The following is a 26878-nucleotide window of genomic DNA, read 5'->3' as shown; positions in this document are numbered from 1 at the left end:
GGGCGGCGGGCGTCCGCAGGCGGGGTCTGGCGGGTGTGTTACTCGCCGTTGAGCGGGGGTGCGGCGTCGGGGAAGCAGTCCTCGATGCTGGGCGTGTCGGGATCGATGGCTTTGAGGACGCGCTGGGCGATGCGGCCCATCTGCTGCTGCTGGGCCTTGGTCAGCGGGTCGAAGACGAGCCGGCGGACTTCGGCGACGTGCGCGGGTGCGGCCTCGGTGACCTTGGCCCAGCCGTCCTCGGTGAGGGTGGCCAGGGTGTAGCGGCCGTCGGCCGGATCCGGCCTGCGCGACACCCAGCCGCGTTTCTCCAGCCTGATGACGACGTTGGACAACCGGGACAGGGTGCTGGCGGTGTAGACGGCCAGCTCGCTCATCCGCTGGGTGCGCTCGGGCATCATCGACAGCCCGGACAGCACGAGGTACTCGAAGTGGCTGATGCCCGCGTCACGCTGCATCTGCGCGTCCAGCGCGGCCGGTAGGCGGATCAGCGCGTACGCGAGCGCGTACCAGTTCTGCTGCTCCTCGGCATCGAGCCAGCGCGTCTCCCTCGTGTCGTCCATGCCGTCAGCTTAGCTCCAAGCTTGGAGTGCTCACAACTCTCGATCACTTTTAGCTTGGAGTAATCTTATGCTAGCTTCACTCCAAGCTTGTAGTTAGGACGGGCTATGAACGCGATTCTCCGGGCCGCGTTCCTCCTGGTGGGCGACATGAAGCCGACCCGGCCGAAGGCGAAGCCGGCGTAGACGCCCCCGTCCGCATCCAGGTTCACGAAAGGAAGTGCGATGAGCACGTCAGACACCAGACTCCAGGTCGTCTTCGGCGACCTCCGCCGCGCCATCGATGACGTCATCGGCAAACATCAGGTCACCATCGAGGAACTGTTCGCCGCGATCGGGTGGATCCAGCAGGTCGCCGCCGCCGGTGAGCTGCAGCCGGCGGGCATCTTGTTCATCAAGAGCGTGCTGAAGGCCACCGAGGGCGCCACCTACGCCCATCCGGAGAAGGACGGCGCCGGCTATTGGGAGATGGAGGGCCCGGCCTACCTCCCCGGCGCCCCGCTGCTGGAAAGCCCCGCCGTGCTGCCGATGCGACCCGACGAGCCGGGCGACCCGCTGATCGTCTCGGGAACGGTGCGGTCCACCTCGGGTGGGCCGCTGCCAGGCGCGATCCTGGACATCTGGCAGATCGACGCGAACTGCGTCTACTCAGGACTCACCACCGAGGACTTCGGGGGTCTCGACATCCCCAACGACTCGACAGACATCCCCAAGTACAACCTCCGGGCGAGGATCATCGCCGACAGCGACGGCCACTACGAGTTCCGCAGCATCATGCCCGGCGCCGAAACACTCGGCATCGACAAGGACGGCAGCCCGCTGGCCGCCCTGACCAAGGCGCTGGAACTGCCAGGCATGCGTCCCCTGCACATTCACGCCATCGTCTCAGCCGATGGTGTCCATCCGCTGACCACCCAGATCTACTTCGACGGCGACCCGCTCCTCAGCGGCACCATCGAAGGCCCCATCCCCCAGCCCGCCGTCAAGAGGACCGAACTCCACGACGATCCGGCCGACTATCAGGCCCGCGGCCTCAGCGTGCCGTACCGCACCCTCACCTACGACTACGTCCTGCGGCCGACGGCCTGAGACCGTGGCGTCCATCATCGTCAGCGGCGGCAACAGCGGGATCGGCCTGCAGGCGGCGCGGGACCTCCTGGCCCGAGGTCACCGGGTCGTCCTCCTCGGGCGCGATCCACGCAAAGGGCAGCAGGCGCTCGCGTCCTTCGGGAACGCGGCCGAGCGCGCCTCGTTCCTCGCCGTTGATCTCTCCACTCATGCCGGCGCCCGCCAGGCCGCCCAACGCGTCCTGGCGGAAACCGACCATGTCGACGCACTCCTGCACACCACCGGAGTGATGACCCCGACAGATGTCCGCACCGCCGACGGGCTCAACCTCTTCTTCGCGGTCAATTACCTGAGCCGCTATCACCTCACCCAACTGTTGCTGCCGGCCCTGCGTCGTGCCGAGCACGGGCGGGTCCTCATGATGACCGCTGTCGGTGGGGATGATCAGGTCCTTTGCGGGCGGTCATGAGGGAACCCGCCTGAGCTGCCGGTCGCGACGCCGGGGCTTGATGATGAGGGTACAGGCGGTCACCGCGAGGCCGACGGACACGAGGGTGACGAGGCCGAGGGGGACGGCGGTGTCGGCGCCGCCGAGGCCGACCAGAGGCGCGGACAGGCCGCCGAACGCGAAGCGGGCGACGCCCAGCAGGGAGGAGGCGGTGCCGGCGATGTCGGGGTAGCCGGACAAAGCGAGCGAGGCCGCGGGTGCGGAGGTGACGGCGACGCCGCTGACCATCGCCAGCAGCGACAGTACGACGGCGATCAGAGGCAGGTGCAGCACGGCGGCGGCCAGCAGCCCGGCCGCGCCGGCCCAGCACATGCCCAGTCCGATCGCCAGGGTTTTCCGCTCCGACCAGCGTTCGGCCAGCCGGCCGCCGAGGTAGCCGAACACCATGAAGCCGAGGGAGTTCAGGCCGAACGCGAAGGAGTACTGCTGCGGCGAGAGCCGGTAGATGCCCTGCAGGACGTAGGTCGCACCACCGAGGTAGGCAAAGATCGCGGCGTTGGTGAAGCCGCTGACCAGCACCGCGCCGAGGAACACCCGGTCGGCGAGCAGCCGCCGGAAGTCGTGGGCCATAGGCGTCAGCCCTCCCGTGACGCGCTGCTCACGCGGCAGCGTCTCGCGCAGGACGACGATCGAGGCCAGAAAGATGGCGACGCCGACCGCGGCGAGGAACAGGAACAGCCCACGCCAGTCGGTGATGGAGGCGAGTTGCCCGCCGATGACCGGGCCGATGATGGCCGCCAGCCCGGCCAGCACGGTCAGCCGGCCGTAGTACCGCACCAGGGTGCGACCGGAGTAGAGGTCACGGCCGGCTGCTTGGGCGATCACGATGCCGACGGCGCCGGCCAGGCCCTGGACGAATCGGGCGGCGATGAGCGTCTCGATGGTGGGGCTGATGGCGCACAACGCCGAGGTGAGCACGTACGCGGCGACGCCGGCCAGCAGAGGGCGGCGTCGGCCGTACCGGTCGGACAGGGGACCGGCGATGAGCTGTCCGAGGGCCAGCCCGAACAGGCAGGCGGTGATGGTGAGTTGCGCGGTCGAGGTAGCGGATCGCAGTTCGGCGGTCAGTGCGGGCAGGACGGGCAGGTAGAGGTCCATGGAGATGGGACCGAAGATCGTGAGCAGGCCGAGCACGATCGCGAGGGGGCGCTCAACGGCCTGTTCGCGCCTGCCTGCCCTGAGGTTGCCGGGGAGAGGGGCTGCCGGGCCGGTGTTCGTGGGCGTGCCGGTCACGCTGTTCCTTCCATGTGCTCGCTGCGTCGATCGCTCCCGGCCGGTGAACGGCGGGGCGGGCGGTGTCGCCGGGCTTACGGGTGCAGCAGCACCTTGATGGCACGGCGCTCATCCATCGCCCGGTAGCCGTCGGCGGCCTGGGCGAGCGGGAGGCTGAGGTCGAACACTCTGCCCGGGTCGATCTGCCGCTCCCAGATGAGCCGCATCAGCTCGGGCAGAAAGCGGCGCACCGGGGCGGGGCCGCCGTGCAGGTGCACGTGGGAGAAGAACAGGCCCAAACCGGGCAGATGCACGTCGTGGGTGACGCCGACGTAGCCGACGTGCCCGCCAGGCCGGGTGGAGCCGATGGCCTGCATCATCGACTCCTGGGTGCCGACGGCCTCGATGACGCTGTGGGCGCCGAGCCCGTCCGTGAGGTCCTTGATCCGGGTGACGCCTTCCTCTCCGCGCTCGGTGACGATGTCGGTGGCGCCGTAGGTGAGGGCGAGGTTCTGGCGGGCCTCGTGCCGGCTCATCGCGATGATGCGTTCGGCGCCGAGTTGCCTGGCCGCCAGTACGCCGAGCAGCCCGACGGCGCCGTCGCCGACGACCGCGACGGTCTTGCCCGGGCCGGCCGCGGCGGCCACCGCGGCGAACCAGCCGGTGCCCAGCACGTCGGAGGCGGCCAGGAAGCCGGGGATCAGGTCGTCCGAGGGGACTTCGGGCGTGGCGATCAGCGTGCCGTCGGCGAGAGGGACGCGCATGTACTGCGCTTGGGCGCCGCTGACGCCCTGACGGTGGATGCAGGAGCTGTGATAGCCGGCCCGGCAGATCTCGCAGGTGCTGTCGGAGGCGAAGAACGAGCCCACCACGAACTGGCCGGGCCGCACCGCGGTGACCGCGGATCCGACCTCCTCGACGATGCCGGCGTACTCATGGCCCATCGGCCGCGGCCCGTCCAGTTTCTCCACGCCCCGATACGGCCACAGGTCCGAGCCGCAGATGCAAGTCGCCGACAAGCGGACGATCGCATCGGTCGGCTCGATGATCTGCGGTTCGGGACGGTCCTCGACCAGGACCTGTCCGGGAGCGGTCATGACAGCAACATGCATGAGAAGAGCACTTCCTCGATAGGCGGTGATGGAGACGGCCGCCGGTTCAGAACGGACAGGTCAAGGGCGGGTCGCGGCGGCCGGCTCGATCCGGACCGTGACCTGCTTGCCCGCTGCGGCGAGCCTGTCCAAGCCGGCCTTGACGACGCCGAGGCGGACCAGGCCCGGATCAGGGACCACCTGGCCGAGATCGTCGTAGTAGACGGCGATCACTCCGCTCGAGGGCCAGAAGTAGACCTCGCCCGGGGTGGGATCGTGAACCGGAGCACCGCCCTGGGCCGTGAGCGCGCGCGGCAGCCGCCCTGCCTTTGCCTGTCCCCACGCGTCCGTCAACTGCAGGGTCAACGGCAGCATCGCGGCGAACTGCCGTGACGGCGGCGTGTCGGTCAGGGTCGCGGTGACGGCCTGGTCGCCGAACCGCAGCACCATTGCCATTCCCGAAGTGACGCCCGCCGTGGTCGACAGCGGCTCGGAGATATGCGGGTTCGCCGGGGGCGCGCACCCGGCCAGGACGGCGGCCAGCGGGGCGGCCAGCAGAGCACGGGCCAGGCAGCGGGTCCAGGCGGCGACGGTCACGGCATCGGTCATGGCATCCAGCACATCCGAGCAGCCCAGGAGCGAGGAAGTCACTCCTGATGGATGTACTACCAGTACCTCCCAACCTGCCCAGAGGCTGGCGTACCGTCATGTCATGGACAACCGGTCCGATGTGCGCGAATTCCTCACCTCACGACGCGCCAAGATCACCCCTGGGCAGGCGGGCCTGCCCGTCGCCGGCCAGCGCCGCGTCCCCGGACTACGGCGCAGCGAGGTCGCCGCCCTGGCCGGGATGAGCGTGGAGTACTACGCCAAGCTCGAACGCGGCTCCCTGGCCGGAGTCTCGGCCGGCGTCCTCGACGCGATCGCCCGCGCCCTGCAGCTGGACGACGCCGAACGCGCTCACCTGCTTCGCCTCGCACACGAGGCCGACGGCAGCAACACCATCCTGCGCCGGCGCCGTCCCAAGCAGCCGACGGCACGTCCCGGCCTGCAATGGATGCTCGACGCCATCACCACCGCCCCGGCGATCATCGGCAACAACCGATCGGATCTGCTGGCCGCCAACCACCTGGGGCGGGCCATGTACAGCGACCTCTACGCCGATCCCACCCGGCCGCCGAACTTCGCCCGCTTCACCTTCCTCGACAGCGCAGCCCGCCGCTTCTACCCCGACTGGGACCTGGCCGCCGACATGACCGTGGCCAATCTGCGCACCGCCGCCGGCAAAGACCCGCACGACAAGATCCTGCACGACCTGGTCGGCGAACTCTCCACCCGCAGCGACGACTTCCGTCATCGCTGGGGAGCCCACAATGTCCGCACCCACGGCACCGGCGTCAAACACTTCCGCCACCACATCGTCGGCGACCTCACCCTCACCTACGAAAGCATGGACCTTCGCGCCGAGCCCGACCTGTCCATGACGATCTATGCAGCCGAACCCGGCTCCCCGTCCGAGGACGCGCTCCGCCTGCTCGCCTCCTGGGCCGCCACACATGAGCACACCGACCGGCCCCAGGACACCGACCACCCGGGCATCGAGCGCACCTGACGCACAAGCACCCGATCGGCGGGTGCGGGCTCAGCCGCTTTTGCCAGGACGGATCGCGCAGCACGATCTGGATCATCACCGTCCAGCAGCGTCCACCGGATCGCCTCGGGGGCAGCGGCCAAGTCGGACGGACGCATCCGCAGCGCCCGCGCCCGCCAGGCCTCCACGACCTTCTCCGAGGTCCCTTCGAACAGCATCTCCGGGCAGGCCGATGCGCTGCCGGCCTCCTCACCGTCCGGGTCCGGGCCGGATGCAGCGATCAACTCCTGCAACGCGGGCGGCAGGCGCTGCATCGTGGCCGTGGTGAACTCCCGCTCGAACATCACCTCGGCCGCGCCCACTGCTTGGGGCTGGGAGGTTCCATCCGCTCTCTTCACCCACTATGGTTCGTAATTGAGTCAGTCAACTCACTAACTGTGCGAGGCAGAATTATGATCGTTGTCACGGCCGCCGAGGCGGGCGGCGACGTCGCGCCGCCGACCGTCGGCCCGACCGGCTCGGTGGGGTCCTTCCTGGCCGAGCCCCGCGTGGCCACGCTGACGACCCTGCGGCCCGACGGGTCCCCGCACGTGGTGGCGGTGCGCTTCACCTGGGACGGCGAGCGGGAAATGGCCCGCGTGCTGACCGTCGCCGCCTCGCGCAAGGCCCGCAACCTGGTACGGGGCGGCCGAGCCGCGCTCTGCCAGGTCGACGGGTTCCGCTGGGTCACCCTTGAGGGCACCGCGACGGTGTCCGACGATCCGCGCCGGGTGGCCGAGGCTGCCCGCCGCTACCTCCGACGTTACGGTTCGCCGCCGCCCGCGCCGCCAGGCCGGGTCGTGATCGAGATCGCGGTGGACCGCATCATGACACTCAACACCTGAACGGATCCGACATGCCTTTTCAGAACGTGCTCGACTCCACCATGCACTACCGGGAGCTCGGCGCCGGCGCGCCGATCGTCTTCCTGCACGGCAACCCGACCTCCTCCTACCTGTGGCGCAACGTCATGCCCGCCATCGGGCACGGCCGTCTCCTGGCTCCCGACCTGATCGGCATGGGCGAGTCGGGCAAGCCCGCCATCGAGTACACCTTCGCCGACCACGCCCGCTACCTGGAGGCCTGGTTCGACGCGCTCGACCTCGACGACGTGGTGCTGGTCGGCCACGACTGGGGCGGCGCGCTGGCCTTCGACTGGGCCTCCCGCCACGCGGACCGGGTTCGCGGGATCGCCTTCACCGAGGCCATCGTCAAGCCGATGAGCTGGGACGAGCTGCCCGAGGACGGCCGCGACCTGTTCCGGGCGATCAAGACCGAGGGCGTGGGCGAGTCCATGATCCTCGACGATGACGCCTTCCTCAGGCAGGGCCTGCCCACCACGGTCACCGCCCCGCTCACCGAGGAGGACATGGCCGCGTACATGCAGCCCTACCCGACCAGGGAGAGCCGCCTGCCGCAGCTGCGCTGGGCACGCTCGTTGCCGCTGGGCGGGGAGCCGGCCGACGTCGTGGCCAGGATCGAGGCGTTCGACCGGTGGCTGGCGACCAGCGTCGAGGTGCCGAAGCTCATGATCGGCTTCCGTCCCGGCATCGGCACGATGTGGACGTCGGAGACCGTCGCCTGGTGCGCGAAGAACGTGGCCGCGTTGGAGATCGTGGAGCACGAGGAGGTCGCCGGGCATCACACGCCGGAGGACCAGCCCCTGGCCATCGCGGCGGACATCGAGAGCTGGCTGGCCAAACTGGCGGGCTAGCCCGAACTGCCGGCGTTCGGTCGCGGTGGTGCCCTCCGCCGATTGCGTCACCCTCGGTCGGCCCGCCCGGGCGCGGACGGCTGATAGGGCTGTCGCGTCCCGCCGGTGCGCGAGGGCAGCAGCACGACGACGAGTACGGCACCGAGCGCCACGCAGATCGCGCCCGCCGTGAGCCCACCCGAGTAGCCCATGACGGCCAGCGCGGCCACCCCGACGGCGCCACCGACCTGCTGGACCGAGGTGAACAGGGCCGAACCGAGACCAGCGTCCTCCTCGGTGGTGCCGTCGACCGCGGTCATGGCCATGACGGGCAGGCTCAGCCCGTTGCCCACACTCAGGATGAGCATGCCGGGCAGGACATGGGCGGCATAGGAGTCGCCCGCCGCCACGCCGGACAGCAGCAGCAGGCCGGCGATGTTGATCAGGAAGGCGAGCAGGAGCGCCCAGCGCGTCCCTATCCTGAGGGAGATGCGGGAGGACAGCCACATGCCCGCCAGGATGCCGCCGCCGTAAGGCAGATAGGCGATGCCGGCCAGGAGCGGGCTGTATCCCAGAGCGGTCTGAATCTGGATCATCAGCAGAAACGACATCGCGTACATCGCCATCGAGAACAGCAGGGTCGCGCCGTTGGCGACCGCCCGCGTCCGTGAGGCCAGGAACGATCTGGGCACCAACGGCGCTTCCGCCCGCGATTCGGCCACCAGGAACACCACCGCCAAGGCGGCGGAGAGCCCGACGGCGCCGATGACGAGCGGATCGCTCCAGCCGGTCTCTCCGGTCCGCAGCAGCCCGTACACCAGCGACACCGCGGCACCCGTGACCAGGACCGCGCCGGAAATGTCGAGGCTGCGCCGCCCGGGGGCGCGGGACTCGGGGACCAGGCGGGGCAGCGACGCCAGGGTCACGGCGACGACGGGAAGGTTGATCAGGAAGATCCAGCGCCAGGACACCAGGTCGGTCAGCGCCCCGGACAGCACCAGGCCCGAGGTCCCGCCGAGGGCCGCGATGCCGCCCCAGACACCCAGGGCCCTGGCCCGCTCCTCCGGCCCCGGATACAGCAACGTGATCATCGACATCGCCGCAGGACTGGCCATCGCAGAACCCGCTCCCTGCACGAACCGCCCGACCACGAGCTGCCACGGCTCCTGCGCCAGCCCGCACGCCAGACTGGCCACCCCGAACAGCGCCACCCCGATGAGGAAGACGCGGCGGCGGCCCAGCAGATCCGCCATCCGGCCGCACAGCAGCAGCAAACCGCCGAAGGACAGAAAGTAGGCGTTGACGACCCAGGGCAACCCGGACGCGCTGAAGCCCAGCTCATCGCGGATGCTGGGCAGGGCCACGCTCACGACGGTGTCATCGAGAACAAGCATGAACTGGACAAGACACAACACAATCATCGGCACCCGACGACGCTATGATCCGCCGCATTTGGCCACAATTCGCGATGGGGCCAGACTATGTCGCATGGAGGACATGGGCGGCGCGATCATCGTCGGGCACTTCCCGCTGACCTCGGGAGAGTGGATCCCCCCGCACGATCACACCCACCACCAGCTCGCCTGGACCCGGCGCGGCGTCCTGAGCGTCGAAGTGGGCGAGGTGTACTGGGTCCTGCCGCCCACCCGGGCACTGTGGCTGCCCGCGGGTGTCACCCACGCGACCGGCGCGACCCGCGACGCCGTACTGTGCAGCCTCTATCTGGCGCCGGAACGCTGCCCGCTGGACTGGCCCGAGCCCACCGCGGTCGGCGTGGACGGCCTGCTGGCCGAGCTGATCGGGTACCTGGCCCGGACCGACCTCGCCGACGACGCGCGGTTGCGCGCGGAGGCCGTGCTGCCCGACCTGCTGCGCCCGCTGCCCACCCGCCCCATCGACGTGCCGCAGCCCACCGACGAGCGGGTCCAGGTGGTGGCGGCCGCCCTGCTGGCCGACCCCGCCGACCCGCGCAGCCTGGAGGCGCACGCCCGCGCGGCGGGCGTGAGCAGGCGGACGTTGACACGGCTGTTCGTGCGCGACGTGGGCATGAGCTTCGACCATTGGCGTACGCAGGTACGGTTGCGCGCCGCCCTGCCGCTGCTGGCCGAGGGCCAGCCGGTGTCGCGGGTGGCGCACAGCGTGGGGTACGCCACGGCGAGCGCGTTCCTGGCGGCCTTCCGCCGCACGGTCGGCACCACGCCCCGGCGCTACCTGCTCAGCCGTTGAATGTCGTTGAATTCAAGCCTTGATCAGGCCGGGCGGCGGCTGCGATAGGCGGCGGTCTTGGCGCGGGCCGTACACGCGGCGCTGCAGTAACGACGCGACCCATTACGGGTCAGATCGATGTAGACCGCCTCGCACTGGTGTGCCTGGCACTCCCCGAAGCGGTCCGGGCCGAAGCCGTCCACGATGAGGGCCAGCGCTGTGGCGAACTCACCGCCCAGCCCCTCCACCTGGGTGCCGCCCGAGCCGTGGAAGTGCAGGTGGAACGGCTGGCCGACATCCTCGACCAGGTACGGCTGCGCACCGTACCTGCGGATCATGGCGTTGATGCGGGCGGCCTGCTCGGCTGGCTGCTCGGCCAGGAGCGCTTGCCGCAACTCGGCGGCCAGCTCGGCCAGGTGCCGCCCCGCGTCCGGAACGGCGCGCAGGGCCTCACTCGTACTGTCGCCGAGATGGGTGGCGAACGTCGTCGCGAGGTCGTCGCCCGCCAGTGGCCGCACCGAGGCGCCGCCCCGCCGGTATGCCGTGGCCAGGTTGACCAACTCGGCGATCAGCGGCGCCTGCCGAGTCACGTTACAGGCTATCTCCACTTGACCAGTAACATCCTTCCGTGTGTCATAGGCGTAATCCAGTTAGAGGGTAACGGAGTCCGCCATGTTCGCACCTTATCGCCGCCTGTTCGCCCTACCGGGCGTCCCGCACCTGCTCGTCGCCGGGCTCATCGTCAAGCTGGGCACGCCCGTGCTCAGCCTCGCCCTGCTGTTGGCCGCCGTAGACCGGCTCGGCTCCTACGCCACCGCCGGCCTCGTGCTCACCGGCCACGCGCTGGCCCTGGCCCTGTGCGCGCCCATCGGCGGGCGCATCGCCGACCGGTACGGCCCCCGCCGCGCGCTGGCCGGCTACCTGGCCACCCACGCCCTCGCCTACGCTCTCCTCCTGCTCGCCCCGCCCGCCTTGATGATCGGCGCCGCCGTACTGCTCGGCGCCACCACCCCGCCCGCCGGATCCGTCATCAGAACCGCCTGGCCACGCCTCGTACCCGCCACCTCCCTGCCCGCCGCCTACGCGGTCGACAACGCCGTCAACGAGCTGACCTTCATCGCCGGCCCCCTGCTCGTGCCGGTCCTGACCTGGGCCGTCCCCGCCCAGGGCGTGGTGACTGCCGCCGGCGCCGCCGTCCTGCTCGGCACCGCGCTGCTGCTGGCCTCCCCTGCGACACGACAGACCGCTTCCACCACGCCGGGCAGGCTCCATTTGGCCGGGCCGCTCACCCATCGGCCGGTTCTCGTGCTGCTGACCATCGCCGCCTTGGGCACGTTCACCTTCGGCTGCCTGCGCATCGCCACGGTCGCCTCGGCCACCGTCTTCGGCTCCGCTTCCTCCGCCGGCGTACTGATGGGCCTGCTGTCGGCCGGCGCCCTCCTGGGCACTCTCGGGTACGGCGCGCGTGCGTGGCCCGTCACCAGCGGGCGCCTGCTGGTCCTGCTCTCGCTCGCCGAGGCGGCCGTCCTGCTCGCCGGAGGCTGGGCGCCCGGCTTCATGACACTCGCCATACTGATCACTCTTGTCGGGCTGGTGACCGGGCCACGCGACGCCGTCGTGCCGACCCTGCTCGCCGAACACGCCCCCGCCCGCTACCGCACCGAGGTCTTCGCCTGGCTCAACACCTTCACCTGGGCCGGCTACGGCCTGGGCACCGCCGTCGCCGGCCAGCTCACCGGCCCCCACGACACCGGCGCCACCGCCTTCGGCGCCGCCGCGATCGCAGCCATGGCAGGTGCCATCCTGGCCACCGTCGCCAGTCGGATCGCCTCGCGCCTGCCGGCACCCGCCACGGTCCCGGCCGAAGGTGAATCTGATCACGTGGCCGACAACTGATCGTCGGCAGGCTAGGCCCCGATCAGCGATGCCACAGATAATGGAGTGATCCGCGGCAGCACTATCCCCTCGTCCGCCACCCTCGGGGCGTGCGTAGGGAATCCTGACCAGCGCCGACGGCGCGGCTGGGCTGAGGCCGTGCGCGCGGATAGGTGCCGCCCGGCGTCGTCCGAGTGCTACTGAGGTTCGTGCGCGACGCTGCAGCGTCACAGAGTGGACACAGGAGCCGTGGGGTTGTGGGGCTGGCGCCGTGGTCAGCGCTGTGCCAGCAGGCGTGATGCCGCCTCTCGTGCGAGGCCGGCAGCGGTCGGGTCGCCGAGGCCGACGCGGACGCAGGCGGCTCCGTCAGCGAGCGTGAGCACGGTGGCCGCGACTGTGTCAGGGGCCGTCTCTCCCGCCGCGGCGGCGAGTTCGGCGAGGTAGCGGAGGATCTCTCGCTTGTGGTCGCGGATCGCGAGACGCACGGGGTGATCGGCGTCGGGGTATTCGGCGGCGACGTTCATGAGATCGCTGCCGCGGTAGGAGGGTTCGGCGAACTCCTCGCCCAGCAGATCGAAGATCGCGAGGAGTCGGTCCTGCGGCGTCTCGGCGGCGGTTGCGAGAGTGCGCAGGCGCGCGCACCACTCGTCGTTGCGCTGACGCAGGACAGCGGCGACGAGCTCGTCCTTGGACCGGAAGTGCTGGTAGAGGGTCGATTTCGCCACCTCGGCGGCGCGCCAGATCTCGTTGATGCCCACCGCCCGTACGCCACAGCGAGTGAACAGATCGGCCGCAGCCGCGACGATCTTGGCGCGGGTGGTCTCAGGGGTGGTCATCGGCACCTCCGGTGTGAAGCGGGGAATGGGGACGACTGCGCCGCTGTTCGCATCGAACAGACTAGTCGGTTCGATTAGGAGGTTCCATGCTCACCCTCGACCTTTTCAGCGATCTGATCTGCCCCTGGTGCTACATCGGCGGACGCCGGCTGCAGCGCGCCGTCGGCATCGTCGAAGAGCGCACCGGCCGGCGCTTCCACGTTCGCCACCACGCTTTCGAGCTGAACCCGGAGATGCCGCCGGAGGGGATGGACCGGCGCCGCTACCGGAGTGAGAAGTTCGGCAGCTGGGAGCGTTCCCTGCAGCTCGACGCCGGCACGGTGCCGGCGGGCCGGGGCGAGGGCATCGTCTTCGACTACGAGGCGATGACCAGGACGCCGAACACCCGGGCCGGGCACCGGCTGATCGCCCTGGCGGAACGCGAGGCGGGGCGCGGTGCCGCGATGGCCGACCGCCTGCTCGCGGCCTACTTCTCCGAGGGCCAGGACATCGGCGACACGACCGTACTCTCCCGGCTCGGCGCGGAGATGGGGCTCGACGCTGACGTGGCCGCGCGGCTGGCGGACCCGGCGCTGGAGGCGACCGTGCGAGAGGAGGAGCAGCTCGCCGAACACATGGGTCTTCGGGGCGTACCGCTGCTGATCGTGGGAGACCAGGCGATCACCGGCGCGGCCGAGACCGAGGCGCTCGCCGAGGTCCTCGAGCGCCATGCCACCCGGCCGCCCGGCTGCGAGGAAGGGGTGTGCTCGCTGTGACCGGAATGGCGGACATCAAGACAGTGGGCATAGTCGGCGGTTCGCTGGGCAGCCTGTTCCAGGCGGTCGCGCTCGCCGAACTGGGGCTGGAGGTGACGGTCTGGGAGCGATCGGCGGGCCGCCCCGACGACCGCGGCGCGGGGATCGTGCTGCAGCCGGGCGTCGCCTGGTTCCTGAGCACGTTCTGCGGCGTCGATCCCGACCGGATCAGCGTCCCCGTCACACACCGGCAATTCTTCACCCGGGACGGGCACAGCCACCACACGCTCATGCGGCAGCGGATGATCTCCTGGGGAGCGGTCTACACGTCCCTGCGGGACCGCCTGGACGTCGCGCGCTACCACGACGGGCAGCACGTGACCGCCCTCACGTCCCGGCCCGATGGCGTCGCCGTCGAGGTCGGCGGGGCCGTCCACTCCGTCGACCTGGCGATCATCGCGGACGGCTCGGCGTCCCGGCATCGCGGACTTGTCGCGCCGGACGGCGTTCCGCGGTACGCCGGGTATGTCGCCTACCGCGGCGTGATCGACGAAGCCGAGCTCCCCGAGGAGCTGAGCACGAGCTTGCGTGACCGCTTCAGCTTCTACGACGGGGACCAGGCTCAGTTCCTGTGCTACTTCATCCCCGGTGACTTCGGCACGACCCGGCCGGGCGGGCGCCGGATGAACTGGGTGTGGTACGTACGGGCTGATGCGGCCGGGCTCGACCGCATCACCACCGACCGGGACGGCATCGCCCACGGACCGTCCCTGCCTCCGGGGCTGATCGCACCGCAGGTGCACGCCGAACTACTGGCCCGCGCACGGGCGTCGCTGCCCCAGCCCCTGCGCCGGCTCGTTGAGCACACCCGCGAGCCGTTCGCGCAGGCGATCCTCGACGGGCGGGTCAGCAGGATGCGCAAGGACCGGATGCTGCTCACCGGGGATGCGGCGTTCGTGGTCCGGCCGCACACGGCGGCCAGCGCGGAGAAGGCGGCCACAGACGCCATCGCCCTCTTCACCGCCCTGGGGCAGTTCCCATCCGTGGACACCGCCCTGCAGGCGTGGGAGAAGGACCGGCTCGCCGAAGGAGCCGCCCTCTACCGGCACGGCGTAAGCCTCGGACATCGGCTGGGCCTCAGCGCTCCCGCGGCGATGCCCGACCGAATCGGCTGACACAGCGTTCCCGGGCCGGCCCCGGGCAGGCCGTACAGGGCGAGCACCGCGTGCCGCCGGACTCCGCCGCCCTCCTCCGGCCCGCCTCACCCGGGTCAGGGTACTGGCGGAGACCTTCAGCCTGCGCACCGCCTGACCGGACCATCGGCCATCCGGCTCGGCTTGGAGCCGCGCGTGTTGTCGCCGGGCGCCTGCTTGGTGAACACGGCGCCGCAGGACGTCGGCCAAAGCCCTTGCGCCAGGCCGTCCCGTCACCGTGATGAGGCGATAACTGGCTTCAGATACGAGGCCGAAGGGTGCGCCGGACGGCGACACCGCCCAATGCGAGAGCGGGGATGAGCAGGATTCCCGCTTCGGTCCATTGGAACCGCCAGAACCTGCTCGCGCGGTGGAATTCGGCCACCTGCCGATAGCCATGGCTGAATGAGCACTTGGCGTACTTCTTGGTCGTCTCGTCTGTCCCGCAGGGCCGGCGAGCGCGAGCGCTACGTCCTGATGGGTGAACTTCACGCCGCTCTTGTCGATCCAATAGTCGTTCACAGACAGGGAGTCTTCCGGTACGAGCTCGTCCATGACCTTGGCCTGCACGGCTCGCTCCGGCGGCGCGTAGGAGGACGGCGCCCTGAGGAGTCCGAAGAATGCCAACGCGCACACCGCCAGGGTCACCGCCATCGCCGGCAGGGTCCGCCGGAACAGCGCACCCGTGGCTGCCCGGCCTGCTGCGGCTGTGGCACGAGCAGTTGCCTGACGTCGAGATCAGGATCTTCGAGGGCCTCGACGAGGAGATGGAGCAGTGGCTGGAGAGCGGCACGGTCGACGCAGCCGTCCTCATCGACCCGGACCCGATGCCACGCGGCGCCCTCCACCTCGTGACCGACGCCTATGAGGCCGTGGTACGCAGCGACCACCCGCTGGCAGGCCAGGAGTCCATCGAGCTGGCCGACCTGCTGGACGACCCGCTGCTGGCCACCACCTCCAGCTGCGAGGCCCCGGTCAAACACCTGCACGTGCTGACCGGCCTGCCCTACCGGCCCACCCAGCGCATTCGCGAGTTCACCACACTGCTGGCCATGGTGGAGGCCGGGCTCGGCGTCGCGATCATCCCATCCCTCGCCGCCAGCATGCTGCCCGACACCCTCACCCTGATCCCCCTGCTGCCGCGTCTGGAACGCAGGCTCGTCCTGACCGGCCCGGGTCCTACTCCGGCAAGCCGTGCACCGCGTGTCCATCTCGAGCGGTCAAGAGGCGTTCCTGGAGGGTCACGTGCACGCATTCAGCGTGTTGGGCGGCGTGCCCCTCGCGGCAAGGTACGTTACGACAGATCGCCCAGGTACTGGGTCTGTCCCGAGCTCGGGTTGAGACGCAACGGTGGCTGGCCTTCCGCGGCTGGGCCGGGCTGGAGACCTTCTACTGCCAGCCCGGTAAGGAAGGCGCCCATGAAAAGGGCGGTGTGGAAGGCGACATCGGCTGGTTCCGTCGCAACCATGTGGTCCCTGTGCCGCAACTGCCACGAGCTGAGCACACAAGGAGGCCGCGCACTGTAGCGCACGGCCGTGCCCGATGCCTTCCTGCATTGAGCTCCGGGCGTGTCTGGCATAGGCGGGCGTTGGCCCGTCAGCTAGCCCTTCGGGTCTGCTCCTCCACTGCAGCACGGAACGCCGCACCGAACTGGTCCGGTGCCTCCAGCCACGGATGGTGCCCCGCGTTCGGGATGATGATGACCTCGCAGTTGAGGCGTGTCCCGAGACGTCGTAGGGCATCAGCGGGGCGGCTGTCGCCGGCTCCGCCGATGATCACCGCGCCGGACGGCAGGCGCTCGCGAAGTTCGTCCACGTGTGATTCGAGAGGATCAGCCTTCTTGGCCGCGTTGAGCTGGGCGTTCATCGCGTAGTTGATAGGCCGTAGCGTGCGGGCTGATGCCAGTGCCCATTCCCAGGCCCGAGTTCGGTCGGCGTGGTCAGTAGACCACGCCAGCGTGAGGTATTCGATCTCCTCGGCTTCTGTGCGCGATTCGCGCGCATCCAGTTCATCGAGCCTGATCTGCTGGTCATCAGTGCGTCGTGCTCGCTGTGCTGCTCGGTCGGCTTCCCGCCAAGGATCCAGAAACGGCCCGGCAATCTGAATCAGTCCGGCCACGCGCTCGGGATGGGCCAGCAAGAAGTAGCCGACCAGATTGGTTCCGAACGAATGCCCCACCAGAACGACACGGTCGTGCCCCCATGCATCGAGCAACAACACCAAGTCCCCAACGTGGCGGGCGATCGTGTGCTCTCCCTCCCAGGAGGACCCGCCGGTGCCTCGCTGGTCGTAGCGGTGGACCAGGCACAGGTCGTCGATGATGCCGGCGGCCGGAGCCAGATAGTCGGGGACCCCTGGACCGCCGTGCAGCATAACCACAGGAAATCGTTGCGGGATCACTGAGCCCGTGGTCCAAGTGCGCAGCTGCCTACCCTCACCCAACTCGATCATGGCCACGGTCATGGACGTGAGTGTAAGGCAGTCGAGGTCCGAGTACTGGCGTCAAACTCATCGACACTTTCAGGCCGCTGATCTTCACATGGCGCCCAAACTCGCCGACATCTGGCTCCCTTGCTCATCGACAGAATCGCCCGTGAGAATGGGTCGGACATCCAATTCGGTTGAAGCATTGCTTCTGGGATTTGCCGACCTCAACGAGTCTGTCCCATCGACCCGCTGCACAATCCTCAGCGGTCACGGCCCCGCTGAAGTGCCATGACACTGCTGCTCCACACTTGGGGGCAGCTTCGGGAATGCTGGGCCGTCTAGGACGAGCGAAGTTCCGCGGCCACCGCCCGTTCCCGCAGCTGCGCCGCCTCCGCCCGTGCCGCCTCCAACTCGGCCCGCAGATCCTCGAGCCGCATCCGCTCCAGCCTCAGCTCCGCCAGCAACCCGTCGCGCTCCTTCGCCGCGGCATCGGCCCGGGACTTCTCTCGGGAGGCCAGCTTCCGCTCCCGGGTCAGCGACGCGGAAGCCTCCGCCACCTTCCCCTCCAGCCGCTCCACCTCGGCCGCCGCCTGCGAGGCGTCCTTGAGCACCACCGCCCGGTCCCGCTCGGCCTCTTTGAGTGCCAAGGCCCGATCGCGTTCGGCTTCCTTGAGTGTCATGGCCCGGTCCCGCTCGGCTTCCTTGAGTGCCACGGCCCGATCCCGCTCGGCCTCCGCCGCCGCCCGTTCGGCTGTGACGGCCCGCTCCACCGTCCGGTCCCGCTCCTGTGCCGCCGCCTCCGCGCGGGTCTGCGCCTCGATCAGCTTCCGTTCGGCCTGTTCACGCTCCCGCACCGCCGCCGCCGTCTCGTCCCGGGCCCGGTCGCGTTCCTCCCGTGCCCGCTCGGCCTCCTCCTGAGCCTGTACGACCTGCGCCCGCGCCTCGGCGGTGCGCTGCTCAGCCTGCTCCATGACTTCAGCGGTACGCCGCTCGGCCAGCTCCGCCCGCTCGGCCAGCTCATGAACGACCTGGTCCCTGGCCTGCTCCGTCAACTCGCCCCGATGCAGCGCCTCTTCGGCCCGCCGCTCGGCCGTCTTCGCGCGCAGCTTCGCCTCTTCGGCGGTCTGCAGCGCCTGTCGTTCGGTACTCGCAGCCTCCCGCAACGCGGCCAGTGCCTGCTCCCGCGCCCGCTCGGCATCCCCCAGTGCCGTCTCACGCTCGCCCTGCGCCTCTTCGAGCCGTACCCGCATCTCGGCCGTCTGCCTGCGGGCGTGTTCGGCGGCCTCGCGCGCCAGCCGTACCTGCTCGAACGCCTGCTCCCGCTCGGTACGGGCGATCGCCACGCGCGTGTGCGCCTCGGCCTGCATCGCGCTCAGCTTCGCCTCGACCCCCGCCGGACTCAGCTCCGCAGCCAGCGCCCGCGCCAGCGGCTCGATGGCGGCGGTCAGCCCGCTCTCCATCCGGTCGTACAACTGCTCGGCCCTGGCCAGCGCCCCCTCCAGCCCAGGCGTGGCCCGCCGCAACTCCCGCTCCCGCTTGGCCGCCGCCTGGCAGTCCTTCTCAGGGCAGTACGCCTTGGGCCGCCCTCTCCCCCGCCGCTGCTCGATCGGCGACCCACAGTGCTTACAAGGCGTTACCACACTGGCATCCGGAGTCACGGCGGCAGCCTACCATTTTTGATTTTCCAGAAAATAAAATTCAGAAAACGTGACCTGTTGTGCCGCGCTCGCGCCCGCACGACTTTCGACGGGAGCGTGCCGACTCGAAGTGATGCGCAGGACCTGCAGTTCCGGGGGTCGAGGAACCGCCGGACAGCCGTTATCGATAAGAGCGATCTTGCTGGGGGCGCGGCCGAGCAGAGCTGGCATGTTGGTGGGATGGCTGCTGGTCAGGGTCGCGCAAGTGCTGCATAGCCGGTGGATCGGTCGACTTTGAGGGTGCGGGCGGCTTCGGTGACCGAGATGCCGACGTCGACCAGGCGGCGCGGTGCGGCCAGTCCGGTGGGGCCGATGGCGCGTGGCCGGCCGGTCTTCTTGCCAGGCAGCATGGCCCTTGCCGGCTTCGCGGTGCATGGTGAGCAGTGTGGCGCCAGTGGCCTCGCGACGCATGCCGAGCAGTGTGGCGCCGGTGGCCTCGCGACGCATGCCGAGCAGCATGGCGCCGCGGTCACGCTGGTGCTCGCCGTGCTCCTGCTGTTCCCGGTCGAGCGGATCACGCCGCGCCAGCCGTACCTGTCGCGCAGCCCGGCCGAGCGCGTCGGCCGGGCCATCCGCGGTGGCCAGCCGGTCGGGCACCTGCACGAAGGCGTCCGCGTCCTGGCGGTGCCGGCCACAGCGGCCCGGCTCAAGACGGCGGCAAGGACGAGGGGCCACAGGCCGACGGCCGCGTGATCGTGGCGGGTGTTCCGTTAGGGGACCCCCACCGGAACACCAAGCGATCAGGCTGAACGCCCAGGTCAATGCCGCGGCGTTCACCAGGGCGGAGTAGCGGTCGGCGGTGGACGCCGACGTCAAGGGGTACGGACGGGCTCCGTGGCGAATCCGTGCCCCTTCCGTGGCGGTCAGGGGGTCTGCACGGATGTCCCGGCCTGTCGCGGCAGGCCAGAGTCGCAGGCAGCGACAGCGACGCAGAAGGGTCGCCTTGGCATGCCGAGCCTGCTCGCCATCGCATGTCGACAAACAGCGGTCGGCTCCGACCTACCCATGACCGCACGGACAAGAGGAGGCAACTCATGAGCAAGATCATCTACTGGGTGCACGCGTCGGTGGACGGGTTCATCGACGGACCCGACGGGGAGTTCGACTGGCCGGTGATGGGGCCGGAGTTGTCGGCGTACTCCGAAGGTCTGGACAAGAGGGTCGACACGCTGCTGTTCGGACGTCCGGTGTGGGAGATGATGGTGGGGTTCTGGCCGAACGCCGAGTCGCTGTTGGACGATCCGCATGTCGCCGCTTTCGCGCCGTTCTGGCGTGCCACGCCGAAGATCGTCTTCTCGCGTACGTACCCGGGCGATGAGTGGACCAGCCGGGTCATCAGCGGCAACCTGGCCGAGGAGGTCGCCGCTCTCAAGGCCCGGCCGGGCGGCGGGGACCTGCTCCTCACCGGCGGCTCCGCACTCGCGGCGGCGCTGACCGAGCTGGGGCTCATCGACGAGTACCACGTCGCCGTGCACCCGGTGGTGCTCGGCGGCGGCCGGAAGCTGTTCGCCGCGCCGGAGCAGCGCCACAAGCTGCGGCTCGTCGACTCGCGCGTCCTCGACGGCCAGGTCGTGGTGTCGCACTACCAGCTCCCCTCCAGCTGAGCGACCCATGCGGCGGTGGAACCCACCGGCACGGTGCCGATGCCAAGGTTGCGGGGCACACGCCAGGGAATCAGTCCCGGTCGGCAGGTGTGGCGTGCAGGTCAGGAGGCTGGCGATCATCGCGGCCCTGCCCGGGCCTCGACCGTGTGTCCAGCGAAAACACCTGGATGACCTGCGCGGCAGCAAGGCGTTAAGGTGAGCGCGAGGTGATCCATGGCGCGCCGCAGGACGCTCGCACCGGCCTTGGTGACGGCCTTGCTCGTGGTGCTCGGCATCGTAGAGTTTCAACGTGATGGCGTACTCACGGACGCAGCAGTTGCCGCACCCGGGCGGCCTCGCGCGTGAGATGGTCGCGCTCCGGCACGCTGGTGGCGGCGCGGGAGGCCTCCGCATACAGGTCGGCGGCGTGCTCGAGGTCGCCGGCGCGTTCGTGCAGGTATGCCGTCACCGCGGCGTAACGGGGCAGGTCGGGCTGCACGTCAGCCAGCGCCGCCAGGCCGGCCTGCGGCCCGTCGGCCTCCCCGACCGCCACTGCGCGGTTGAGCCGCACCACCGGGCTGCCGGTGAGGAGCAGCAGTTCGTCGTACCACTCCACGATCTGCACCCAGTCCGTCTCGGCGGCGCTCCGAGCGTCCGCGTGCAGGGCGGCGATCGCGGCCTGCGCCTGGTATTCGCCCAGCCGGTCGCGGGCCAGCGCGGTCTGCAGGATCGTCACCCCCTCGGCGATCAGGTCGGTGTCCCAGCGCGATCGGTCCTGCTCGCCGAGCGGCACCAGGCGGCCTCCCGGTCCGGTACGGGACGCGCGGCGCGCATGGTGCAGCAGCATGAGCGCGAGCAGCCCCGCGACCTCGGGCTCGTCGGTCAGGGCGACGAGTTGGCGGGTGAGGCGGATCGCCTCGGCCGCCAGGTCGACGTCTCCCCCGTAGCCCTCGTTGAAGACGAGGTAGAGCACGCGCAGCAGCGTCCCGAGATCGCCGGGCTGGTCGAGCGGCAGCCCCGCGATCCGCCGCTTGGCCCGGCTGATCCGCTGCGCCATGGTCGCCTCGGGGACCAGGTACGCCGTCGCGATCTGCCGCGTGGTCAGGCCACCTACCGCGCGCAGCGTCAAGGCGACGGCCGAACTCGGCGGCAGGGTGGGGTGCGCGCACAGGAAGTAGAGCCGCAGCGTGTCGTCCGTGGCGGGCGCCGGACCGGCGGGCGGCTCGACCTCCACGGCGAGCTCCCGTCCCCGCCGCGACGCCTCGGCCCGGGCGGCGTCGAGGAACTTGCGCCACGCGACCGCGACGAGCCATGCCTTGGGCTCGCGGGGCGGATCGTCGGGCCAGGTTTCCAGCGCCCGGATCAGGGCCTCCTGCACGGCATCCTCGGCCGCGGCGAAGTCGGCTCCGCGTCGGACGAGGACACCGATCACCGCGGGCACGAGCTCCCGCAGCAGCGACTCGTTCACTCGGCCACCGCGGGCGACTCGGTGAGGAACGGTCGAACCTCGAGCCACTCGTGGATCGGCTCGCCGCCGGCCCCGGGAGCGGCGGACAGCTCCCCGGCCAGCTGGACCGCGCGGTCCCAAGACTCCACGTCGATGATCATCCAGCCGGCGATGAGGTCCTTGGTCTCGGCGAACGGCCCATCGGTCACCGGCGGGCGCCCCTCGCCGTCGTACCGCACGAACGCGCCCCCGGGCGCCAGCGCCTGGCTGGAGACATACTCCCCCGTCTCCTCCAAGCGGGCGGCGAAGTCGCGCATGTACTGCACGTGCGCGTCGACCTCCTCCGGCGTCCACCGGTCCATCGGCGCCCGGTCGACAGCGGGGGCCGGGCCACCTCGGTAGTGCTTCAGCAGCAGGTACTTCATGGTAGATCTCGCTCTCCGGTACACGGCCCGTCGCCCTGGGACACGACAATTTTCCCAGCAGTTTCCACCGCCATCTGACCCGCGACCACGAAGCTGAGGCCGCACGCCGACCGGCCGAAAACCGGGTGCGGAGTGCCGGTGCGATGGAGTGTGATCGGGGTCATGGCGATGGTGTTGGGTGAGCCGGGAGTCGGCGGGCTGAGCGAGGTCGTGGGCGTGCTGCGGGAGTGGCAGCACGAAGGGGCGCCGATGCAACTGCATCCGGGGGACCTGGGCTGGTTCTGGCGGTTCGGCGCGGAGGCGACGGCCGCGGCGGTCCGTACGTGGAGCCGGGACGGCCGGATTCTCGCCATCGGGCTGCTGGACCAGCCCGACCTGTTGCGGCTGACGATCGCGCCGGACGCCCAGCGGGACGAGGAACTGGCGCAGCGGCTGGTCGAGGACGTGACCGAGCCGGAGCGCGGCGTGCTGATCGAGGGGAAGGTGAACGTCGAAGCGCCCATGAGCGCGCTGGTCCAGGATCTGCTGTCCGAGAACGGCTGGACCGTCGACGAGCCGTGGACACCGCTGCGCCGCGACCTCACGGAGCCGGTGAAGGATCCAGGGGTGCGGATCGAGGTGATCGGGCCGGAGCAGGCGCATGTGCGGTCCGCCGTACAGCGGGCATCGTTCGGCGGGTCGACGTTCACGGACGAGCGCTGGCACGCGATGGCGGCCGGATCGCCGTACGCCGACGCCCGGTGCCTGGTCGCGTACGACGACCGGGGCAACGCGGTGGCGGCGGTGACGGTGTGGTCGGCCGGACCGGGCAAGCCCGGATTGCTCGAGCCGATGGGTGTACACCGGGAGCATCGCGGTCACGGCTACGGCAAGGCGGTCACCGTCGCCGCGGCCGCCGCGCTCCAGGAGCTGGGCTCGTCGAGCGCGATCGTCTGCACCCCGAGCTCCAATGTCGGCGCCGTCGCCACCTATCGGTCAGCCGGATTCCGGCAACTCCCCGAGATCCGGGACAAATACCGGGACGCCCAGCCACATGATCGGCCAGGAAGCCTACCTGGCTAGAACGCGGGTAGCCACAAAAGCTTATGAGCGACGTGGAGACCGGCACCATAACCACCAAAGTGCCCGCGCGCCTTGATCGGCTCCCCTGGTCCCGCTGGCACTGGATGATCGTCATAGGGCTCGGCACCGTCTGGATACTCGACGGGCTCGAGGTCACCATCGTGGGCAACCTCTCAGGGCAGCTCGCCAAGCCGGGCAGCGGCCTGGAGATCACTCAGGCGCAGGTCGCGGGCCTGGCCGCGGCCCTTTACGTCGCGGGCGCCTGCTCGGGTGCGCTGTTCTTCGGCTGGCTGACCGACAGGTTCGGCAGGAAGAAGCTCTTCCTCATCACGCTGGTCGTCTATCTGGCGGCGACCCTGATGACCGCGTTCTCCTTCCACGCGTGGTGGTTCTTCCTGTTCAGGTTCATGACGGGGTTCGGGATCGGCGGCGAGTACGCGGCCATCAACTCCGCCATCGACGAGCTCATCCCGAGCCATCACCGGGGGCGCATCGACATCATCATCAACGGCAGCTACTGGCTCGGCGCCGCCGGTGGCGCGTTGCTGACCGTGCCGCTGCTGAGCGGCCTGCCGGTGAACATCGGCTGGCGCGTCGCGTTCGGCCTGGGCGTGGTGCTGGGCCTGGCGATCCTGCTGGTACGGCGGCACGTACCCGAGAGCCCGCGCTGGCTGTTCATCCACGGCAAGGAGAAGGAGGCCGAGGAGATCGTCGGCGGCATCGAGCGGCAGATCGGCGCCGACCTGCCGGAGCCGAAGGAGTCGGTGACCGTGCACCAGCGCAAGTCCATCGGTTTCGTCCGGATCGCCCACACGATGGTGGCGCTCTATCCCCAACGTACGATCCTCGGCCTGTCGCTCTTCATCGGCCAGGCGTTCCTCTACAACGCGATCACCTTCGGGTACGCGCAGATCCTGGCCACCTTCTTCAAGATCGACACGAATGCCGGCTACTACTTCGCCGTCATCGCGGTCGGGAACTTCCTCGGCCCGCTCCTGCTCGGCCGCCTCTTCGACACCGTGGGCCGGATCCCGATGATCTCGGCCACGTACATCGGGTCCGGGCTGCTCCTGCTGGGCACGGCCTGGCTGTTCGACCAGGGCCTGCTGAACGCCGTGACGCTGACCGCGTGCTGGTCCGTGGTGCTCTTCGTGGCCTCGGCCGGGGCCAGTTCGGCGTACCTGACCGTCAGCGAGATCTTCCCCATGGAGACCAGGGCCCTGGCCATCGCGTTCTTCTTCGCGATCGGCACCGCCGCCGGTGGCATCGCCGGCCCGCTGGTCTTCGCCTCCCTTGTCGAGACCGGGGTGCCCGGGGACACGGCGCTCGCGTTCTCCATCGGCGGCATCGTGATGATCGTGGCGGGGCTGGTCGAGCTGCTGTTCGGGGTCAAGGCCGAGCGCAAGGGCCTGGAGGCCATCGCGACGCCGCTCACCGCGGCGCCGACCTCGTGATCGATGTACGGCCGATCAGTCCGTCGAGGCGCTCGACGGCGGGATGTTGTGGTTGATCCGGAAAAGCTGGTCCGGGTCGTACGTCGCCTTCAGCGCGGCCAGCCGCCGGTAGTCCGCCTCGGTGTAGGCCCGCCTGACCCGCTCGGGAGCCGAGTCGTGGTCGAACAGGAATCCCGGAAGCGCGGCGCCGGTGTCCCACCGCCGCAACCGCTCCAGCGCCTCGTCGGCGGCCTTGCGCACCGCGTCGGCCTGCTCGGCCGGAGCCGGCATCCGCATCCACAGGTGGAAGGCCGCACCCTGGGTGCTGACCGCGTGCGGGCGGCCGGGCGGCCGGTTCAGCGCCCCGCCCAGGTGACGTAGCTCGATGCCGGGAAACGGGCCCCCGGGCTTCGACGGATCGATGAACGAGACCAGCTCCTCCACGGCCTCGTCGTCCAGTTCGTGCAACAACGCGCTGCGCAGGTGCGCCATGACCGGGTTCTTGGGGTCCTGGTAGATCTCGGTGATCTGCGTGTACGGCCTGGCGCCGCAGGTGTCCTTCTCCGGGCCGAGCGCGCGCAACGGCTCCACCAGCCGCGCACCCTGCTCCTCGTCCCCCATGTGGACCACGCGGACCTGCACGAACGAACGGCCACGGAACTCCTCGGGCAACTGCGGCACGTCAGGAAAGCGCAGCAACGTCACAGAGGACGACATCTCCTCCGGCTGCTCCTTGGCCCAGGCCAGGTAGGAGCCGAGCACGTGGGCGGCGCGCCTGCGATCCTCGACCGGGTAGTGGAGCTCACCACCGTAGACGGTACGCAGCGGCAGCAGCTCGATCTCGGCCGCGACCACGACGCCGAAGTTGCTCTTGCCACCCCGTACCGCCCAGAACAGGTCGGGCTCCTGGGTCGGTGAGACGGTGCGGAGCAGGCCGTCGGCGGTGACGATGTCGAGCGAGCGGACGTAGTCGGCGGCGAAGCCGTACGTACGGCCGGCCAGCGGGAGCCCGCCGCCGGTCAGATAGCCCATCACCCCGACCTGGCCGGAGGAGCCGCACAGCGGCGCGAGATCGTGCTCGGCCGCCGCGGTGAGCACCTCACCCCACCGCAACCCGGCTCCGATCCTCGCGGTGCCGGCACGCGGGTCCACCGACAGCTCGCGCAGCTCCCCGGTGGCGATGAACACGGCTCCATCCGCGGGCACCGACTTACCGTGCCCGGTCGACTGCACCGCGACCGGGCGTCCTGCCTCGGCCGCGAACCGGACGGCGGCGGCCACGTCATCGGCGTCGGCGGCGACCACGACAGCCGCGGGCCGGTGCTCGACCGTCAGCAACCAGCCGGAGCAGGCCTCCTCAAAGCCCTCGTCACCGGGATAGAGCGTGCGCCCCCGGATCGACGCGTCCAGGCTCACCACTGCGGAATTCGTCGTCGGCATGTCAGTTATCCGCCTTTCCAGCATGTCAGTTGTGCGCCTTCTCGAAGGCCCACAGCGACGAGAATGTTGGTTAGACCAACGTTGGTGCGGCCAACAGTACACCTAATCGTGGGTGCGGCCAACAATTTGCTAGATTGTCCCCGTGGACACGCCAGAGGGGCCGCCGCCACAGCGGCTGCGTACGCTGCCGAGCAGGCTGACCAACCATGCGGCGCAGACCGCCAACCGGATCGTGGACCAGGCGCTCGGCCAAGCAGGCCTTCGGCGCTACCACTACGCCCTGCTCGCCGCGCTGGAGGAGTACGGCCCGGCCAGCCAGGCCGCCCTCGGCCGCCGTACCGGCATCGACCGTAGCGACATGGTGGCGACCGTCAACGACCTCGCCGAACGGCAACTCCTCGAGCGCGCACCCGACCCGGACGACCGCCGTCGCAACATCATCACCATCACCGCGGCAGGCCGAAGCCAACTCACCCACCTCGACCGGCTGCTCGCCGCCGCCCAGGACGAGTTCCTCTCCCCGCTCCCCCCGGCCGACCGGCAGAACCTGATCGACCTGCTCACCCGCCTCGTCGAGCATCACGGCTGAGGCCGTTCCCACCCCTGCGGCTCACGGCGGTTTCCCGCGCGGCCGGCAGCGGCCCTGGTGCCCCTGCCAGTGTCCCCAACCGCCTCCACCTGCGTGGCAACGGCCCGGCAACACCCCCCGGATACCAAAGAACCAGCGACGTACCGGTCGGGTCAGTGAAACGGGGACATACC

The 26878-nt window shown here is 70.0% G+C and carries 27 protein-coding genes; 15 read left to right on the top strand and 12 right to left on the bottom strand.

Annotated features, from left to right (window positions below; all coding sequences use genetic code 11):
- Positions 1-38: 38 nt before the first annotated feature.
- On the bottom strand, positions 39-560 hold the full coding sequence (locus ACWDRB_RS57555; RefSeq protein ID WP_364265498.1) for a MarR family winged helix-turn-helix transcriptional regulator: 522 nt from the start codon (positions 558-560) through the stop codon (positions 39-41).
- A 222-nt stretch (positions 561-782) separates the two neighbouring features.
- Between ACWDRB_RS57555 and ACWDRB_RS57550 the strand changes: the two genes are divergently transcribed.
- Both ACWDRB_RS57550 and ACWDRB_RS57545 read left to right on the top strand, forming a co-directional pair.
- Positions 783-1646 carry a dioxygenase family protein gene (locus ACWDRB_RS57550; protein ID WP_449909778.1) on the top strand — a complete coding sequence of 288 codons (864 nt, stop codon included), beginning with the start codon at positions 783-785 and terminating at the stop codon, positions 1644-1646.
- Between the two features lie 4 nt (positions 1647-1650).
- Positions 1651-2094 (top strand): SDR family NAD(P)-dependent oxidoreductase, encoded by a 444-nt coding sequence (locus tag ACWDRB_RS57545; protein ID WP_449909775.1) that lies wholly within the window; start codon positions 1651-1653, stop codon positions 2092-2094.
- Here the strand turns inward: ACWDRB_RS57545 and ACWDRB_RS57540 are convergent.
- The 3 genes from ACWDRB_RS57540 to ACWDRB_RS57530 all read right to left on the bottom strand — a co-directional run bounded on the left by ACWDRB_RS57540 (position 2089) and on the right by ACWDRB_RS57530 (position 5045).
- Positions 2089-3366 (bottom strand): multidrug effflux MFS transporter, encoded by a 1278-nt coding sequence (locus ACWDRB_RS57540; protein ID WP_449909772.1) that lies wholly within the window; start codon positions 3364-3366, stop codon positions 2089-2091. The genes ACWDRB_RS57545 and ACWDRB_RS57540 overlap by 6 nt on opposite strands.
- Positions 3367-3440: 74 nt before the next feature.
- Positions 3441-4457 (bottom strand): zinc-dependent alcohol dehydrogenase family protein, encoded by a 1017-nt coding sequence (locus ACWDRB_RS57535; RefSeq protein WP_449909769.1) that lies wholly within the window; start codon positions 4455-4457, stop codon positions 3441-3443.
- Between the two features lie 60 nt (positions 4458-4517).
- Positions 4518-5045 carry a cyclophilin-like fold protein gene (locus ACWDRB_RS57530; RefSeq protein WP_449909766.1) on the bottom strand — a complete coding sequence of 176 codons (528 nt, stop codon included), beginning with the start codon at positions 5043-5045 and terminating at the stop codon, positions 4518-4520.
- A gap of 103 nt (positions 5046-5148) precedes the next feature.
- On the opposite strand from ACWDRB_RS57530, the gene ACWDRB_RS57525 reads away from it, so the two are divergent.
- From ACWDRB_RS57525 to ACWDRB_RS57515, 3 genes are all read left to right on the top strand, one after another.
- Complete coding sequence (locus ACWDRB_RS57525) at positions 5149-6048, top strand: helix-turn-helix transcriptional regulator (RefSeq protein WP_449909763.1); 900 nt, start codon at positions 5149-5151, stop codon at positions 6046-6048.
- Positions 6049-6479: 431 nt separating this feature from the next.
- Positions 6480-6911 carry a pyridoxamine 5'-phosphate oxidase family protein gene (locus tag ACWDRB_RS57520; protein ID WP_449909760.1) on the top strand — a complete coding sequence of 144 codons (432 nt, stop codon included), beginning with the start codon at positions 6480-6482 and terminating at the stop codon, positions 6909-6911.
- Between the two features lie 11 nt (positions 6912-6922).
- A complete protein-coding gene (locus ACWDRB_RS57515; protein WP_449909758.1) occupies positions 6923-7780 on the top strand; it encodes a haloalkane dehalogenase in 858 nt (285 codons plus the stop codon).
- Positions 7781-7827: 47 nt separating this feature from the next.
- On the opposite strand, the gene ACWDRB_RS57510 is transcribed toward ACWDRB_RS57515, so the two are convergent.
- The gene (locus ACWDRB_RS57510; protein ID WP_449909833.1) at positions 7828-9180 is read right to left on the bottom strand and encodes an MFS transporter; all 1353 of its coding nucleotides are present in this window, start codon (positions 9178-9180) and stop codon (positions 7828-7830) included.
- 67 nt (positions 9181-9247) lie between these two features.
- On the opposite strand from ACWDRB_RS57510, the gene ACWDRB_RS57505 reads away from it, so the two are divergent.
- Positions 9248-9985, top strand: a complete 738-nt coding sequence (locus ACWDRB_RS57505) for an AraC family transcriptional regulator (RefSeq protein WP_449909756.1) — start codon at positions 9248-9250, stop codon at positions 9983-9985.
- A gap of 23 nt (positions 9986-10008) precedes the next feature.
- Here the strand turns inward: ACWDRB_RS57505 and ACWDRB_RS57500 are convergent, their stop codons facing one another.
- Positions 10009-10554: a CGNR zinc finger domain-containing protein gene (locus ACWDRB_RS57500; protein WP_449909753.1), complete on the bottom strand. Its 546-nt coding sequence runs from the start codon at positions 10552-10554 to the stop codon at positions 10009-10011.
- Positions 10555-10636: 82 nt separating this feature from the next.
- Between ACWDRB_RS57500 and ACWDRB_RS57495 the strand changes: the two genes are divergently transcribed.
- Positions 10637-11860, top strand: coding sequence for an MFS transporter (locus tag ACWDRB_RS57495; RefSeq protein ID WP_449909751.1), 1224 nt, complete (start codon positions 10637-10639; stop codon positions 11858-11860).
- Between the two features lie 254 nt (positions 11861-12114).
- Here the strand turns inward: ACWDRB_RS57495 and ACWDRB_RS57490 are convergent, their stop codons facing one another.
- Positions 12115-12675 (bottom strand): TetR/AcrR family transcriptional regulator, encoded by a 561-nt coding sequence (locus ACWDRB_RS57490; RefSeq protein ID WP_449909749.1) that lies wholly within the window; start codon positions 12673-12675, stop codon positions 12115-12117.
- 86 nt (positions 12676-12761) lie between these two features.
- On the opposite strand from ACWDRB_RS57490, the gene ACWDRB_RS57485 reads away from it, so the two are divergent.
- The 3 genes from ACWDRB_RS57485 (at position 12762) to ACWDRB_RS57475 (ending at position 16128) form a co-directional block, all read left to right on the top strand.
- Positions 12762-13430 (top strand): DsbA family oxidoreductase, encoded by a 669-nt coding sequence (locus ACWDRB_RS57485; RefSeq protein WP_449909746.1) that lies wholly within the window; start codon positions 12762-12764, stop codon positions 13428-13430.
- Complete coding sequence (locus ACWDRB_RS57480; protein WP_449909743.1) at positions 13418-14584, top strand: FAD binding domain-containing protein; 1167 nt, start codon at positions 13418-13420, stop codon at positions 14582-14584. The genes ACWDRB_RS57485 and ACWDRB_RS57480 overlap by 13 nt, the downstream gene beginning before the upstream one ends.
- Positions 14585-15222: 638 nt before the next feature.
- A complete protein-coding gene (locus tag ACWDRB_RS57475; RefSeq protein ID WP_449909740.1) occupies positions 15223-16128 on the top strand; it encodes a LysR family transcriptional regulator substrate-binding protein in 906 nt (301 codons plus the stop codon).
- Positions 16129-16198: 70 nt separating this feature from the next.
- Here the strand turns inward: ACWDRB_RS57475 and ACWDRB_RS57470 are convergent, their stop codons facing one another.
- Positions 16199-17065: an alpha/beta fold hydrolase gene (locus ACWDRB_RS57470; protein ID WP_449909737.1), complete on the bottom strand. Its 867-nt coding sequence runs from the start codon at positions 17063-17065 to the stop codon at positions 16199-16201.
- A gap of 302 nt (positions 17066-17367) precedes the next feature.
- A complete protein-coding gene (locus ACWDRB_RS57465) occupies positions 17368-18669 on the bottom strand; it encodes a hypothetical protein (RefSeq protein WP_449909734.1) in 1302 nt (433 codons plus the stop codon).
- A gap of 312 nt (positions 18670-18981) precedes the next feature.
- Between ACWDRB_RS57465 and ACWDRB_RS57460 the strand changes: the two genes are divergently transcribed.
- Positions 18982-19419 (top strand): hypothetical protein, encoded by a 438-nt coding sequence (locus ACWDRB_RS57460; protein WP_449909731.1) that lies wholly within the window; start codon positions 18982-18984, stop codon positions 19417-19419.
- Positions 19420-19760: 341 nt separating this feature from the next.
- Positions 19761-20330: a dihydrofolate reductase family protein gene (locus ACWDRB_RS57455; protein ID WP_449909728.1), complete on the top strand. Its 570-nt coding sequence runs from the start codon at positions 19761-19763 to the stop codon at positions 20328-20330.
- A gap of 301 nt (positions 20331-20631) precedes the next feature.
- On the opposite strand, the gene ACWDRB_RS57450 is transcribed toward ACWDRB_RS57455, so the two are convergent.
- Positions 20632-21777: an RNA polymerase sigma factor gene (locus ACWDRB_RS57450; RefSeq protein WP_449909725.1), complete on the bottom strand. Its 1146-nt coding sequence runs from the start codon at positions 21775-21777 to the stop codon at positions 20632-20634.
- Positions 21774-22181: a YciI family protein gene (locus ACWDRB_RS57445; RefSeq protein WP_449909722.1), complete on the bottom strand. Its 408-nt coding sequence runs from the start codon at positions 22179-22181 to the stop codon at positions 21774-21776. The genes ACWDRB_RS57450 and ACWDRB_RS57445 overlap by 4 nt, the downstream gene beginning before the upstream one ends.
- Before the next feature lie 162 nt (positions 22182-22343).
- On the opposite strand from ACWDRB_RS57445, the gene ACWDRB_RS57440 reads away from it, so the two are divergent.
- Both ACWDRB_RS57440 and ACWDRB_RS57435 read left to right on the top strand, forming a co-directional pair.
- Positions 22344-23243: a GNAT family N-acetyltransferase gene (locus ACWDRB_RS57440; RefSeq protein WP_449909719.1), complete on the top strand. Its 900-nt coding sequence runs from the start codon at positions 22344-22346 to the stop codon at positions 23241-23243.
- Positions 23244-23266: 23 nt separating this feature from the next.
- Positions 23267-24697 carry an MFS transporter gene (locus ACWDRB_RS57435; RefSeq protein ID WP_449909716.1) on the top strand — a complete coding sequence of 477 codons (1431 nt, stop codon included), beginning with the start codon at positions 23267-23269 and terminating at the stop codon, positions 24695-24697.
- A 15-nt stretch (positions 24698-24712) separates the two neighbouring features.
- Here ACWDRB_RS57435 and ACWDRB_RS57430 read toward each other — a convergent pair whose 3' ends face one another.
- The gene (locus tag ACWDRB_RS57430) at positions 24713-26116 is read right to left on the bottom strand and encodes an FAD-binding oxidoreductase (protein ID WP_449909713.1); all 1404 of its coding nucleotides are present in this window, start codon (positions 26114-26116) and stop codon (positions 24713-24715) included.
- Between the two features lie 142 nt (positions 26117-26258).
- On the opposite strand from ACWDRB_RS57430, the gene ACWDRB_RS57425 reads away from it, so the two are divergent.
- Complete coding sequence (locus ACWDRB_RS57425; protein ID WP_449909710.1) at positions 26259-26705, top strand: MarR family winged helix-turn-helix transcriptional regulator; 447 nt, start codon at positions 26259-26261, stop codon at positions 26703-26705.
- Positions 26706-26878 lie beyond the last annotated feature (173 nt).

Source organism: Nonomuraea sp. NPDC003707 (assembly GCF_053587055.1).
Note: the sequence above shows the minus strand (reverse complement) of the source record. Positions and strands in the feature narration are given on the sequence as shown.